The following is a 14,008-nucleotide window of genomic DNA, read 5'->3' as shown; positions in this document are numbered from 1 at the left end:
GATTTCCTATGCCAGCAATATGCTTGGCCACTTGATCTGTGTGGCGCCGGTACGCGAGTCAGTACGCGCCTCGGTCAGGCGCCCCGCGGAGAACGAGGAGTGGTCCGATGCTTGAGGTCCGTCAGGCCCGCTACTTCATCGCAGTGGCCGAGGAACTGCACTTCGGGCGGGCGGCGGAGCGCCTGCGCATGTCCCAGCCGCCGCTCAGTCAGGCCATCCGCAGGCTGGAGCAGCAATTGGGAGCCCGGCTCCTCGACAGGAACAGCCGCACGGTCGCCCTCACCGAACCCGGCAGGGTCTTTCTGGGGCACTGCCACACGTTGGTCGCGGCGGCTGAGCGCGCTCAGACGGCGGCTGAGCAAGCTCAGTCGGGGATCATCGGGATGCTGACCTTGGGCGCTGTCACTGCGGCCTTCACCGAACCGCTGCCCGCGATCTTGGGCAAGTTCCGTGCCGAACGCCCGCGCATCCAGCTCCGGGCACGGGAGCTGGACACCACCGAAGGAGTCCAGGCTCTCCTCGACGGGCATCTCGACGTCGCCGTGATCCGCTACGGCGGTGCCGGCATCGATGGTCGCCTGAGCTCCACCCCGCTCCGTCGTGACCGTCTCGTAGCGGCCGTTCCCGCGGGGCATCCACTCGCCGCGCACGACGAAATCGACCTCGCTGAGCTGGCCGACGAGGACTGGGTATGGATCCCCCGGGAACATTCCCCGACGTACCACGACGAGTTGGTCGCGGCCTGCCGTCGCACGGGGTTCAGCCCGATGCCCGTCCATCAGGCGGGCTCCATCCACTCGCAGCTGGCGATGGTGGGCTGCGGCATGGGGGTCGGGCTCGTGCCACACACGTCGTCCCGCCCCGAGGTCCCCGGCGTCGCCTACCGGCCCCTGTGTGGGCCCGTCCCCCTCGAAGGACTTGCGCTGGTGTGCCGGTCCGAGGACCCCGGCGTGCTGGTCGAGCAGTTCATGGCGTGCGCGCTGGCAAGCGTGAATCCATAGGGCGGAGCGACACCGGTTCCCCGCGGGGGCGGCCCGGCCCGGTGAGAGAACCGTGGGAGCGGGCTGTCGTCGACGCGACTCTCGGCCGCGATTTCACGCCCGGCACGGCAGTAACGCCGGGTCAAGGCGGTGGGCGGGAAGGCAGCCGAATCCCGAGTTGATCCAGTGCCCCCCCCTGTTCGGCTCAATGGCGGTTCAGTCCGGTCGCTTTCAGGTTGCCGCTGGCGGCGACACCGGCCCAGGGCCGGCGCCGGCCCGAGTGCGGGATGTGTGGCCCCTCCGCGGGCCGGCCGGTTATGGAGCGCAGGGAGTCAGGCCGTATGTCGTCCATGTCGCGCCGGACGTCGTGATCGCGAAGGCCCTGACACCGGGGAGCCGATCCAGCCGTGCCTGCGCCTCAACTCCGCGGGCATACGCGGCCGTTGCGAGGACTTCCGCGTCGGTGAGGGACTCGCACATCACGGTGAGCGAGGCGGCTCTCAGGCCCGGCGACACGGTCGACATCGAGATCGCCGGGCTGGGGCGGCAGCGCAATGCTGTGGTCGCCCCCGGCGCGTGACGCCGGCGGCGTCCGGGGCCCAACGGGTGTCTCAGGTGCCGCCACGAAACGGATCATCCCCAACGGAAGGTGACAGCACATGACCGGTGCGCGTCGGAAGGTGCAAGCGATTGTCGACGACCGGGGTGCGGAACTTGTGTCTCTGAGGACGCAGGACGGAGTTGAACTGCTGTGGCAGGCAGGGCTGTTGTGGCCGTGGAGTGCGCCGGTGTTGTTCCCCGTGATCGGTCGCGGAGTGCGCGACGAGATCCAGGTGCACGGCGTCACGTTCCCGATGCCGAAGCACGGATTTGCCCGGGAGCGCACGTTCGCCCGGACCGAGACGGGGCACGTGCTCGTCGACGACGCCGAAACGCGTGCTGCCTACCCGTTCGCCTTCCGGTTGGAAGTCGTCCACGAAACGACCTATGACACGGTGACCGCTCGCTACGAGGTCACCAACCCGGGGCCGGATCCGCTGCCGTACGCCCTCGGCGTGCACACGGCCTTCTCGTGGCCGCTGCCCGGAGCGCAACGGGTCGAGCACGTCCTGCACTTCGACGCGCCGGAACCCGCCCCGGTGCGCCGGGTCACCGGCGTACTACTCCGACCCGAGACGTACCCCACGCCCGTCCACGGCCGGCAACTACGCCTCACCCCTGGGTTGTTCGCCGACGGTGCCGTGGTATTCGACGTGCTCGAGAGCCGCACCCTTGCGCTGCGGGCACAGGGCGCGCCCGAACTGACGATTCGCCTGCTCGAAGGCTTTACGCAACTGGCCGTGTGGTCGCCCGGCTCCGACCTGCTCTGCGTCGAACCATGGGGTGGGTTACCCTCCCCGAAGGGCTACACCGGTGAACTCGTGGGCCGTCCCGGCATGCATGTACTCCCGCCCGGCAGGGCGCGCTCGTTCGCGTATTCAATCACTGTCGGTAGCGACGACTGACCTGCCGTGAATGTTGTTAAGGAGCCTGCAACCCAGGGTGCGGTGGAGAAGCGCGGCCCAACTCGACGGGCACAGCGTTCGGTCGGCGTCGGATCGCAAACGAACAAGGCCTGGATCCTTCAGTTGTGTGAAAGGAGTGCTGGACGGGTGATCGACGCCGCACTACGGTCTCGTCGTGCCCCTTCTCGCTCCCAGGCTGCCGCCCGGCTACCGTTCACAACCTGCGACTGCCGACGAGGTCGGAGCGATCCACGCGTTGGTTGCGGACAGCGCGCGGGAGGCGGACAGCGGGCGGCAGACCGATGCCGGGGCTGTCGCGGCCGTCTTCGCCCGACCCGGTCTTGACCCGGAGTCAGACACCGTGCTCGTCCGTGATGAGTCCGGTCGACTTGCCGCGTGGGCCTGGGTGAACCGGTATTCCGAAGTCGCCGTGCATCCGGACCACCGTGGACGTGGCCTGGGGGCTGCGCTGCTGGACTGGGCGGGGGAACGGGCTCTTGAGGCGGGCAGCAAGGGGATCGTGCAGACCGTCCCGGACAGCGACACCGGAACCGTTGCGCTGGTGCGCTCGCGGGGCTATGCCCCTCTGGTCACAGAGTGGTTGCTGGAGTTCCCCGTGTCGGACGAGCCTTCGGTGCCTGATACGCCGTCCGGAATCGTGGTCCGTCCGCTGCGCGGTGGGGACGAGCCCGCCGTACACCTACTGGTGCAGGACGCGTTCGACGAGTGGCAAGAGCGGCGCCAGTCCTATGCGGAGTGGGCGGAGCACACTGTCAACCGGCCCACCTTCGCCGGCGATCTGTCGCCGCTCGCCTTCCGCGAGGGGCAACTCGTCGGCGCGGTGCTGTGCTTGGACATGTGCGAGTCGGGCGAGGGCTATGTCGAGCAGATCGCGGTGCGCCAGGATCAGCGAGGTCGGGGCATCGCGCGCCTCCTGTTGAGCCACGTCTTCCATGCCTTTCACCAGGCAGGACGACACTCCTGCACTCTCTGGACCCACTCCGACACCGGTGCCCTCGATCTTTATCTGAGGGTGGGTATGACGGTCAGGCACAGCTCAACAGTCTTTCGGAAGGAACTGCGGGGCTAAGTGCCGATGCCCCCGCCGGATCGTGCGCTGAAAGTGCCGCTCAGCGCACCCGCCCCCGCGGCTTCAGCGGTACGTCCGGCAGCTCCGGCGCATCCAGCCGCCCCCCGTCGTACCCCTTCACCTCGCCGAACCGGGACCCCGTCATCCAGTCCTCCCGGGCCTGCTTGATCTCTTCCTGGGTGCGGCCGATGAAGTTCCAGAACATGATCAGTTCCTCCTCGAACGGCTCGCCGCCAAGGAGCATCAGGCCCGCGTCCGACCCCGCCCGCAGGGGGAGTTCCGTGCGGCCGCAGCCGAGGTAGAGCATGGAGCCGGGGACGAGCGGGACGTCGTCGACGTGGGACTCGCCGGACATGGCGAGGACCGCGTACTCGAAGTCCGGGTTGAGGGGGAGGCGGGTCTCCGTGCCGCGGGCGAGGGCCAGGTCCGCGCCCACGATCGGCGTGTACGTCGTCCCGGGGGAGGTCGCGCCGTCGAGGGAGCCGAGGATGACGGTTCCGGTGAGGCCGGGCGCCGTCACCGTCGGCAGCGCCCCGTGGTGCTCGAAGTGCGGGTCCACGTGCCGGTGGGAGTCGGGCAGCGCCACCCACAGCTGCGCGCCGTGCAGGAAACGGGCGTGCGACTTGGGGCTTTCCTCGGAGTGGGAGATGGCTCGGCCGGATGTCATGAGGCCCAGCTCGCGCGGGCGGATCGTCTGGAGGCTCCCCGTCGAGTCCCGGTGGAGCACCTCGCCCTCGTGCAGCCAGCTCACCGTCTGGAGGCCCATGTGCGGGTGCGGCGGCACCTGCATCCCCGGCTCGTCCGCGATGTCGTCGGGACCGTAGTGGTCGACGAACGCCCACGCCCCCACCATGCGGCGCCCCAGGTTCGGCAGCAGCCGGCGCACTTCCGTCGACTCGCCGAGCCGGACATGGCGCGGGCTGAGGAGTTCACGTACCGGCTCCGCGACCACGAAGCCGCGTCCGCCGCACACCGAGGGCACCGCTTCGCGGTCAAGGTTGCTCATGACGCAGACCCTAGCCCCGGCGCCGCGCCGACGTCAGGTGTGCGGGACGGGGAACGCGGGTGCGACGCCCGTACGGGTCACCCGGCGCGCCGAGCCGGGCGGCTGCCACTGGAATGGTCGGGTGCGCCTCGTGAACGGTGGGCCCGGCTCCGCGCCGCCCGACGACTGTCTCGCCCGCAACGACTGGATCTGCGGCGAGTACCTGAGCACGCGTCGGCACATGCTCGTCGATGCCACGGTGCAGCATCTGGAGATCACCCTGGTCGCGGTGGCGATCGCCGTCGTCATCGCCGTGCCGCTGGCGCTGTTCGCGCGGCGTTGGGGGTGGGCCGCCGGGCCGGTGCTGGCGCTGACCACCGTGCTCTACACGATTCCGTCGCTCGCCATGTTCTCGTTGTTGCTGCCCGTTTATGGGCTGTCGGCCACGCTCGTTATTGCGGGGCTTGTGTTGTATTCGTTGACGCTGCTCGTGCGGAACATTCTCGCCGGGCTGCGGTCCGTGCCAGAGGAGACTCGGCAGGCCGCCCGCGGCATGGGGTACGGGCCGATCCGGCTGCTGCTCACCGTCGAGCTTCCGCTCGCGCTGCCCGCCGCTCTCGCGGGGCTGCGCATCGCCACCGTGTCCGCCGTCTCGCTCGTCACCGTCGGCGCCATCGTCGGCTACGGCGGGCTCGGCAATCTGATCTACAGCGGCATGAACACCTACTTCAAGGCGCAGGTTCTCACCGCATCTGTGTTGTGCGTCGTGATCGCGTTGCTTGCTGATGTCGTGCTGCTCGGCATTGGGCGGGTCCTCACTCCCTGGACGAGAGCGAGTCGCGCGTGAAGCTGCTCTCCGACTCCTGGAACTGGCTCGCCGACTCCGCCCACTGGGCCGGCGACAACGGCGTCTGGCACCGGCTCGCCCAGCACGTGACCCTCACTGTCGTGTGTCTTGTTATTAGTTGTCTGATTGCGCTGCCTGTTGCGCTTGTGCTGGGGCATCTCGGCAAGGGCGGTGCGCTCGCTGTCAATGTCGCCAACGTGGGGCGGGCCGTGCCCACCTTCGCCGTGCTGGTGCTGTTGCTGCTCACTCCGCTCGGGCAGTACAGCGAAGGGCCCACGGTCGTCGCCCTCGTGCTCTTCGCCGTGCCGCCGCTGCTCACCAACGCGTACGTGGGGATGCGCGGCGTCGACCGGGAGGTCGTGCGGGCCGCCAGGGGCATGGGGATGACCGGGCGGCAGATGCTGCTGCGGGTCGAGGCGCCGCTCGCGCTGCCGATGATCCTCAACGGGGTGCGGATCGCCGCCGTGCAGCTCGTCGCCACCGCCACCATCGCCGCCATCGCCGGGGGCGGCGGGCTCGGCCGCATCATCACCGCCGGGTTCAACCTCGCCAGCACACCGCAGGTGGTCGCGGGAGCCGTGCTCGTGGCCGTGTTCGCGCTGATCGTCGAGGGGCTGTTCGAGCTGCTTGAACGGTTCGGGCCCGGGCGGCTGCGAGGGAGGAGGGCGTGATGCCGCGCAAGGTGGCCGCACTGCTGGCGGGCGTGGCGCTGCTCGTCAGCGGGTGTGCCAGTGGGCCCTCGCTCGAGGAGCGCGGCGAGGTGACCGCGCCGCCCGGCGACAGCAAGCACCTCGTCATCGGCTCCGCCGGCTTCACCGAGAGCGACCTGCTCGCCAACATGTACGCGCTGCTGCTCAAGCAGGCCGGATACGGCACCGAGCTGCTGTCCGTCGGCAACCGGGAGCTGTACGAGCCCGCCCTCGAATCCGGACAGATCGATGTCGTGCCGGAGTACGCCGCCACCTTCGCGGACTGGCTCAACGCCAAGAAGAACGGCGCCGACGCCGAGCCCGTCGGCTCGCCCGACCTCGACGCCACCATGAAGTCCCTGCGCGCTCTCGCGGCGCCGCGCGGCCTCGACGTACTCGACGCGGGGAAGGCCGTCGACCAGAACGCGTTCGCCGTCACCGAGGCCTACGCGCGGAAGCACCGGCTCAAAACGCTCAGCGACCTCGGCGAATCCGGGCTCAAGGTGCGGCTCGCGGCCGGCGACGAATGCGTGCAGCGGCCGTACTGCCAGCCCGGTCTTGAGAAGGTCTACGGCATCGACGTCACCGGCATCGACCCCAAGGGCGTCGGCACCACCCAGGCGAAGAACGCGGTCAAGAACGGGCAGGACCAGATGGTGCTCACCACGACCACCGACGCCACCATCGGCGAATTCGGGCTCGTGCTGCTCGACGACGACAAGAAGCTCCAGAACGCCGACTACCTCGTGCCCGTCGTCAACCGCTCCCAGGCGGGCAACGCCAAGGTCGCCAAGGCGCTCGGCGCCCTCAACTCCGTGCTCACCACCGAGGACCTCGCCTCCATGAATCAGCAGGTCGACAGCTGGCGCCGACTCCCCGAGGACGTCGCCCGCACCTACCTGGAGGACAAGGGGCTGCTGCGCGACAACGGCTGACAGGTGTGCACCGCGGCGCGGCGGGCAATCGGGACCTGACCGATCGAGACCTTCCCGACAGCCTTCGGGACACGTACAGGAAGCCCCATGAATCGAGCCGTCGTCGTCGGAGCGGGCGTGCTGGGCGCCTGCGTCGCCTACCACCTCGCCCGCGCCGGAACCGACGTCGTCGTCCTGGAGGAGGCCGGTCCCGCGTCAGGGACCTCGGGCGCCACGTTCTCCGCCGACGTCACCCACCTGAAGACCCCGCACGCCTACTACCGGCTCAACCGGCAGGGCTCCGACGGGCACCGCGCCCTCGCCGAGGAACTCGACGGGCCGCAGTGGCGGCACCCGGCGCCCATCGTGCAGTGGGCCGACAACGACGACGCGCAGCGCGCCCTGCACGAACGCGCCACCCGCGTACGGAAATGGGGCCACGACTGCCGCACCGAACCGGCCTCCGTGCTGCGCGAACTCGCCCCCGCCGTCGACCCGACGGCCTGCGCCGCGGACGAGGTCGTCGTGCACACCGGCACCGCCTGGTTCGACGCGCCGCGCCTCGTGCACGCCCTCCTCGACGCGGCCGTCAGGCTAGGCGCCCGCACCCACTACGGCACCCGCGTCACCGGCCTGCTGCGCAGCGGGGCGCGCGTCGTCGGCGTGGAGGCGGGGGAGCGCCGCTGGGGCGCCGACACCGTCGTGAACTGCGCGGGTCCTGCGGCCGACCAGATCGCCGTGCTCGCCGGGGCGCGGCTGCCGCTGCGGCACGTGCCGGGCCTCGTCGCCGAGAGCGCGCCCCTTGCCGAACAGCCGCTCACCGCGATCCTCTCCGCGCCCGGCATCGACCTGCGGCCCACGACGGACGGTGGCGTGCTCGCCCTGTCCTGGGAGGTCGACGCGCGCCTGACGGGGACAGCGGCGGACGGGCTGCCGCAGGAACTGCATCGGCGCGGCCGCACCGTCGTGCCCGGCATGGGCGGGGCCCGTATCGCCGCCGCGCGCATCGGCGTACGGCCCGTGCCGCTGGACGGGCTGCCACTGGTCGGCGAGGCAGAGACGGCTCCCGGGCTCTACCACCTGGTGTCGCACAGCGCGGTGACGCTCGCGCCCGTGCTCGGGCGGCTCGCCGCGCAGGAGATCACGGGCGGGCGGCGGGCGCAGGAACTGGCCGCGTACCGGCCGGAGCGGGCCGTCGACGGCGACGTACAGGACGAGAATCTGCGGGCGATGAACCGGCGGGCCGGTCGGGGAGACGGGAACTCTGAAGGTCAACTTTAGGGTTAGGGTTACGCGAGGCGGGTCGGCTCGCTCACGCGTCCGCCACCGAGTCGAACTCCACCTCGTCACGCCCCACACCCTGCGCGTCCGCGTCCACCGAGCGCCGCAGCGCCTCGTGCAGCTTCGCCGGGGTCAGCACCCCGAGGAAACGCGCACCGTCCAACACCGCCACCCAGCCCGCGTCGTGCTGGAGCATCACCCCGAACGCCTGCTTGAGCGGGGCGCCGACCGGCACCCACGCGTTCATCCGGTGCGCCAGATCGCCCACCCGGCCGTCCGCCCCGGCGAGCGACGCCTCGTCCACGCCCACCCAGCCGTGCAGGTCACCGCCCTCGTCGAGGACCACCGCCCAGCGTGCCCCTGCCTCCCGCATCCGTGCGGTGGCCCGCGAGGGCGACTCGTCGAAGCGCACCACCGAGGGCTGCTCCAGGTCGTCCGGCTCGATCTCCGTCACCGACAGGCGCTTCAGACCGCGGTCCGCGCCGACGAACTCGGCGACGTACGGCGTGGCCGGCGAGCCGAGCACCGCGCCCGGCGTGTCGTACTGCTCGATGCGGCCCTGCCCGTACACCGCGATCCGGTCGCCGAGCCGGACCGCCTCCTCGATGTCGTGCGTGACCAGCAGGACCGTCTTGCGCACGGCCGCCTGCATCTTCAGGAACTCGTCCTGCAACTGCTCGCGCACCACCGGGTCGACCGCCCCGAACGGCTCGTCCATCAGGAGCACCGGAGGGTCGGCGGCGAGCGCGCGGGCGACGCCGACGCGCTGGCGCTGGCCGCCCGACAGCTGCTCCGGATAACGGCTCCCGAACGTCTTCGGGTCGAGCCCCACCAGTTCGAGCAGCTCGGCGGCCCGCGCCCTGGCCTTCGCCTTCTTCCAGCCGATCAGTGCGGGCACGGTCGCCGTGTTGTCGAGGATCGTGCGGTGCGGGAAGAGGCCGACCTGCTGGATGACGTAGCCGATACGGCGGCGCAGCCGCACCGGGTCGACGGTGGAGATGTCCTCGCCGTCCACGTGGATGTGACCCGACGTCGGCTCGATCAGCCGGTTCACCATCATCATCGTGGTGGTCTTGCCGCAGCCGGACGGGCCGACGAGCGTGACCAGTTCGCCCTCGTCCACCTCGAACGAGAGGTCGTCCACGGCCGTCGTGCCGTCCGGGTACCGCTTGGTGACATGGTCGAACCGGATCATGCCACCCACGCTAGCCGCGCCCCTTCACCGCCGCCCTTCAGCCGCCGCCCATCAGGTCGCCGCTCGTCACGCCGCCACCAGCACGACCTCCAGGGTGCGGGGGCCGTGCACGCCCTCGACCCGGTCGAGTTCGATGTCGCTGGTCGCGGAGGGGCCCGAGATCCAGGTCAGCGGGCGCGTCGGGTCGAGCCGTCCGAGGGCCTGCGGGACCGAAGAGACGACCTGGTCGGGGACCCGGACGACGCAGATGTGGTGGTCCGGCACGAGGGTGATGCGGCGGCGGCCCTGGTCGGGGGAGCCGTCGAGCACGATGGTGCCGGTCTCGGCGATCGCCACGGCGCAGGCGGTGACGACGCTGTCGACCCGGTCGAGTTCGGCCGGGGTGTCCGTGTCACTGTCCGGGACCCGTGTCACCTCCGTGCCTGCCAGCCACGCCTCGGGCAGCCCGGGCGGCACCGCCACCGACCGCGAACCGTGCTCGGACAGCAGCCGGGCCACGGTCGCGGGAAGCTCCTCGCTCGTCGCGCAGTGGACGATCGCCCGGTAGTCCGCCAGGTTCTCCGCCAACAGCTCGACCGTCTCCTCGGTCGTCCGGTTGCCGTGCTCACGCAGATAGCCGCGGTCGACGTCGTACGACTCCGGGGCGTCGACGGGGCCGCCGAGCGCGCGCCGTACCCGGCCCAGGATCACGTCCCTGCTGCTCACTTCGTGGTGTCCTTTCCGCCGTTCGTACGCTTCCACCAGTCGCGGAACGGTTCCGCGGGCACCTTGGGCAGGTCGCGCGTCGCCGTCCACGCCTTGCCGGGTCCCGGCACCGTACGCGGATGGAAGCGGCGGGTGCGGGACGCCAGGCGCTGCCCGGTCGCGAGGGCGGCAGGGTGGGTGAACGCCCAGGTCGCCGCGCGCATCGCGGCGCGTTCCGCGGCGTGGCCCTTGGCGGGGCGGAGCATGACCTTGTTGCCCTGACGGGTGGCCGGGCCGCCCGCGACGACCCGCTCGCGCAGGTGCACGAGGACCTCGGGGATGTCGATGGCGACGGGACACACCTCGTAGCAGGCGCCGCACAGCGACGACGCGTACGGCAGGGAGGCGTCGATGTCGCTGCCCGTGCCGCGCAGCTGCGGACTGAGGATGGCGCCGATCGGACCGGGGTACACCGAGCCGTACGCGTGGCCGCCCGCCCGCTCGTACACCGGGCAGACGTTGAGACATGCCGAGCAGCGGATGCAGCGCAGCGCCTGGCGGCCCACCTCGTCGGCGAGGGTGTCGGTGCGGCCGTTGTCGATGAGGACCAGGTGGAAGGTCTTCGGGCCGTCGGAGTCGGTGGTGCCCGTCCAGGTCGAGGTGTACGGGTTCATGCGCTCGGCCGTCGACGAGCGCGGCAGCGTCTGGAGGAACACCTCGAGGTCCTGCCAGGTCGGCACGATCTTCTCGATGCCGACGACCGAGATCAGTGTCTCGGGCAGGGTCAGGCACATGCGGCCGTTGCCCTCGGACTCGACGACCACGAGGGTGCCGGTCTCGGCGACCATGAAGTTGGCGCCGGAGATGCCGACCTTGGCGCGCAGGAACTTCTCCCGCAGGTGCAGCCGGGCCGCCTCGGCGAGCTCGGCGGGCGTGTCGGTGAGGTCGTCGGGGGCCGGTCGGCCCCAACTCCCCATCTCCTTCTCGAAGATGTCACGGATCTCGCCGCGGTTGCGGTGGATGGCCGGGACCAGGATGTGCGAGGGCCTGTCGTGGCCGAGCTGCACGATCAGCTCGGCGAGGTCGGTCTCGTAGGCGCTGATGCCCTCGGCCTCGAGGTGTTCGTTGAGCCCGATCTCCTGCGTCGCCATCGACTTGACCTTGACGACCTCCGACTCGCCGGTCTCCTTGACGAGGTCCGTGACGATCCGGTTGGCCTCGTCGGCGTCGCGCGCCCAGTGCACGGTGCCGCCCGCCGCCGTGACCGACTCCTCCAACTGGACGAGGTAGTGCTCCAGGTGGGCGAGTGTGTGGTCCTTGATCTCCTTGCCGGCCTGGCGCAGCAGCGCCCAGTCGTCCAGCTCGGAGACGGCGCGGGCCCGCTTGTCACGGATGGTGTGCGTGGCGTGCTTCAGATTGGTGCGCAGGGTGGTGTTCCGTACGGCGTCGTGCGCGGCCTTCGGGAAGGCCGGCATCCCCACGAACGTGCCGCTCATACCAGGGGCTCCTCTTCGGTGCTGGCCAGGATCTCGGCGATGTGGACCGGGCGCATGCCGACCTTCAGGCGCGACATGGTGCCGCCGATGTGCATCAGGCAGGAGTTGTCGGCCGCGCACAGCACGTCCGCGCCCGTCGACTCGGCGTTGCGGACCTTGTCCGTACCCATCGCCGTCGACACGTCCGCGTTCTTCACGGCGAAGGTGCCGCCGAAGCCGCAGCACTCGGTCGCTCCCGGCAGCTCCACCAGCTCAAGTCCCTTGACCTTGCTGAGGAGTTGGGTGGGTCGCTCGCCGAGGCCGAGGGAGCGCAGGCCGTGGCAGGTGGGGTGGTACGTCACCGTGTGCGGGTAGTAAGCGCCGACGTCGGTCACCTTCAGCACGTCGACCAGGAACTCGGTCAACTCGTACGTCTTCGGAACCACGGGCGCGAGGGTGGTGGCGAGGGCCGTGCCGCGGCCCTCCGCCTCCGCGCGCTCGCCCATCCGCGGGTACAGCTCGCGGACCATCGCCGCGCACGAGCCGGACGGCGTGATGATTGCGTCGTAATCACCCGAGGCGAGACCGGGGCCGAACGTGTCGGCGTAGTGGGTGGCCAGCGGCTCGGCCTCCCGGCGGTAGCCGGTGTTGTAGTGCGGCTGGCCGCAGCAGGTCTGCGCGGCGGGGAAGTCGACCTCCACGCCGAGCCGGTTCAGGAGCTTCACGACGGCGCGGCCCGTGTCCGGGTACAGCGTGTCGTTGACACAGGTCAGGAAGAGCGCGACACGCATCGGGGGCCCCTTCGGTCGGTCGGGTTCGGTTGGCGCGGCCGGTCGGATTCGGTCGGTACGTCGGCCGGTGAGTGATCATCGGACGGATGCAGCGTACGACGTGTACGGGTGCGGGTCACGGGGTGTGCACACGCGCCGCCGCCGCGTCCCATGCCGCCCGGTCGCCGCGCGGTTCGTAGCGCGCCAGCGGCTGGGTGTCGGCGACGAGGCGGCGCATCGCGGCCCGGTCGTCGCCGACGACGCCGTCGGCCCGCGCCTGAACGAGTACGTTGCCCAGCGCGGCGCCCTCCGCGGGTCCCGCCACGACAGGGAGCCCGCAGGCGTCGGCCGTGAGCTGGCACAGGAGCGCGCCGCGTGCGCCGCCGCCGACGATGTGCACGACGTCGACCGGGCGGTCGGCGAGGCGGGCGGCGTCCTCGACGGCGCGGCGGTGGGCGAGGGCGAGCGAGTCGAGGATGCAGCGAGTGGTCTCAGCGCGGGTGCGGGGCTCGGGCTGGCCGGTGTCGCGGCAGGCGGCGGCGATCCGTTCCGGCATGCCGTCGGGCGGCAGGAAGACGGGATCGCTGGCGTCGACGACGGATCGCAGGGGGGCCGCTTTCGCGGCGTCGTCGAGGAGGCCGGTCAAGTCCGGTTCGTTCCAGGCGCGTTGACACTCCTGGAGAAGCCACAGGCCCATGATGTTGCGGAGGTATCGGACCGTGCCGTCGATGCCCAGCTCGTTCGTGAAGTTCGCGGTGCGGCTCTCCTCGGTGAGGACGGGAGCGTCGAGTTCGAGGCCCGCGAGGGACCAGGTGCCGGTGCAGATGTACGCGAAGTTCTCCTCGGTCGCCGGGACGGCCGCCACGGCCGACGCGGTGTCGTGGGAGGCGACGGTGGTGACCGGGACGGGGCCGGTGAGGCCTGTCGCGTCCAGGACGTGGGGGAGGAGTTCGCCCGCAGGGTCGCCGGGGTGGCGGAGCGGGGCGAAGAGGTTCACGTCGATGCCGGCGCGGGCGGCGATGTCGTGGGACCAGTCGCGGGTGCGGGGGTCGATGAGCTGGGTGGTGGAGGCGTTGGTGAGCTCCGTGCCCTGCTGACCCGTCAGCCAGTACGCGAGGAGGTCGGGGATCATCAGGAGGCGGCGGGCGGCGTTGAGTTGGGCGGTGTCGCGGGCGGCGGTCAGCTGGTAGATCGTGTTGAACGGGACGTACTGGAGGCCGGTGGCCGCGTACAGCTCCTGCGGGGGGACCGTCGCCCACAGCTTCTCGGCGATGTGGTCCGTGCGGGTGTCGCGGTAGTGGTACGGGTTGCCGAGAAGGGCGCCGTCCGCGTCGAGGAGGCCGTAGTCGACGGCCCAGCTGTCGATGCCGATCGAGCGGATCGGGCCGGTGCGGCGGAGGCCTTCGATGATGCCGGCGTACAGGCCGAGGATGTCCCAGTGGAGGCCGTCCGGGGTGCGGACCGGGGTGTTCGGGAAGCGGTGGGCCTCCGTGAGGGCGAGGGTGTCCCGGGTGACGTGGGCCGTCATGACCCGGCCGCTGGAGGCGCCCAGGTCTATCGCGGCGTAGGGGGTGGTGGGCATGAGGGTGGCCT

General features: G+C 70.8%; 13 protein-coding genes. 7 read left to right on the top strand and 6 right to left on the bottom strand.

All coding sequences use genetic code 11. The features are described 5' to 3' along the window. Window positions 1-107: 107 nt before the first annotated feature. The 3 genes from ACTWJ8_RS01975 to ACTWJ8_RS01965 all read left to right on the top strand — a co-directional run bounded on the left by ACTWJ8_RS01975 (window position 108) and on the right by ACTWJ8_RS01965 (window position 3,575). A complete protein-coding gene (locus tag ACTWJ8_RS01975) occupies window positions 108-1,001 on the top strand; it encodes a LysR family transcriptional regulator (protein WP_443262548.1) in 894 nt (297 codons plus the stop codon). A 638-nt stretch (window positions 1,002-1,639) separates the two neighbouring features. Further along, window positions 1,640-2,485 (top strand): aldose epimerase family protein, encoded by an 846-nt coding sequence (locus tag ACTWJ8_RS01970; RefSeq protein WP_443262547.1) that lies wholly within the window; start codon window positions 1,640-1,642, stop codon window positions 2,483-2,485. A gap of 175 nt (window positions 2,486-2,660) precedes the next feature. Next, the gene (locus tag ACTWJ8_RS01965; protein WP_443262546.1) at window positions 2,661-3,575 is read left to right on the top strand and encodes a GNAT family N-acetyltransferase; all 915 of its coding nucleotides are present in this window, start codon (window positions 2,661-2,663) and stop codon (window positions 3,573-3,575) included. 40 nt (window positions 3,576-3,615) lie between these two features. On the opposite strand, the gene ACTWJ8_RS01960 is transcribed toward ACTWJ8_RS01965, so the two are convergent. Then, window positions 3,616-4,581, bottom strand: coding sequence for a pirin family protein (locus ACTWJ8_RS01960; protein ID WP_443262545.1), 966 nt, complete (start codon window positions 4,579-4,581; stop codon window positions 3,616-3,618). 121 nt (window positions 4,582-4,702) lie between these two features. Here ACTWJ8_RS01960 and ACTWJ8_RS01955 point away from each other — a divergent pair, with 121 nt between their 5' ends. The 4 genes from ACTWJ8_RS01955 (at window position 4,703) to ACTWJ8_RS01940 (ending at window position 8,291) form a co-directional block, all read left to right on the top strand. Further along, window positions 4,703-5,407, top strand: a complete 705-nt coding sequence (locus ACTWJ8_RS01955; RefSeq protein WP_443262544.1) for an ABC transporter permease — start codon at window positions 4,703-4,705, stop codon at window positions 5,405-5,407. After that, window positions 5,404-6,078, top strand: a complete 675-nt coding sequence (locus ACTWJ8_RS01950; protein ID WP_356381789.1) for an ABC transporter permease — start codon at window positions 5,404-5,406, stop codon at window positions 6,076-6,078. Before ACTWJ8_RS01955 ends, ACTWJ8_RS01950 begins: the two co-directional genes overlap by 4 nt. Next, window positions 6,078-7,031: an ABC transporter substrate-binding protein gene (locus ACTWJ8_RS01945; RefSeq protein WP_443262543.1), complete on the top strand. Its 954-nt coding sequence runs from the start codon at window positions 6,078-6,080 to the stop codon at window positions 7,029-7,031. Before ACTWJ8_RS01950 ends, ACTWJ8_RS01945 begins: the two co-directional genes overlap by 1 nt. An 87-nt stretch (window positions 7,032-7,118) precedes the next feature. Further along, on the top strand, window positions 7,119-8,291 hold the full coding sequence (locus tag ACTWJ8_RS01940) for an NAD(P)/FAD-dependent oxidoreductase (RefSeq protein ID WP_443262542.1): 1,173 nt from the start codon (window positions 7,119-7,121) through the stop codon (window positions 8,289-8,291). Between the two features lie 31 nt (window positions 8,292-8,322). On the opposite strand, the gene ACTWJ8_RS01935 is transcribed toward ACTWJ8_RS01940, so the two are convergent. From ACTWJ8_RS01935 to ACTWJ8_RS01915, 5 genes are all read right to left on the bottom strand, one after another. After that, window positions 8,323-9,486 (bottom strand): ABC transporter ATP-binding protein, encoded by a 1,164-nt coding sequence (locus ACTWJ8_RS01935; RefSeq protein ID WP_443262541.1) that lies wholly within the window; start codon window positions 9,484-9,486, stop codon window positions 8,323-8,325. Between the two features lie 66 nt (window positions 9,487-9,552). Further along, on the bottom strand, window positions 9,553-10,191 hold the full coding sequence (locus ACTWJ8_RS01930; RefSeq protein ID WP_443262540.1) for a LutC/YkgG family protein: 639 nt from the start codon (window positions 10,189-10,191) through the stop codon (window positions 9,553-9,555). Next, complete coding sequence (locus ACTWJ8_RS01925; RefSeq protein ID WP_443262539.1) at window positions 10,188-11,666, bottom strand: LutB/LldF family L-lactate oxidation iron-sulfur protein; 1,479 nt, start codon at window positions 11,664-11,666, stop codon at window positions 10,188-10,190. The genes ACTWJ8_RS01930 and ACTWJ8_RS01925 overlap by 4 nt, the downstream gene beginning before the upstream one ends. Continuing rightward, window positions 11,663-12,436, bottom strand: a complete 774-nt coding sequence (locus ACTWJ8_RS01920) for a (Fe-S)-binding protein (protein WP_443262537.1) — start codon at window positions 12,434-12,436, stop codon at window positions 11,663-11,665. The genes ACTWJ8_RS01925 and ACTWJ8_RS01920 overlap by 4 nt, the downstream gene beginning before the upstream one ends. Before the next feature lie 115 nt (window positions 12,437-12,551). Beyond that, entirely contained in the window at window positions 12,552-13,997 is a 1,446-nt protein-coding gene (locus tag ACTWJ8_RS01915) for a rhamnulokinase (RefSeq protein ID WP_443262536.1), read from the bottom strand. Window positions 13,998-14,008 lie beyond the last annotated feature (11 nt).

Origin of the sequence: Streptomyces sp. SDT5-1 (assembly GCF_052245995.1) — a bacterium.
Lineage (GTDB): Bacteria > Actinomycetota > Actinomycetes > Streptomycetales > Streptomycetaceae > Streptomyces.
Note: the sequence above shows the minus strand (reverse complement) of the source record. Positions and strands in the feature narration are given on the sequence as shown.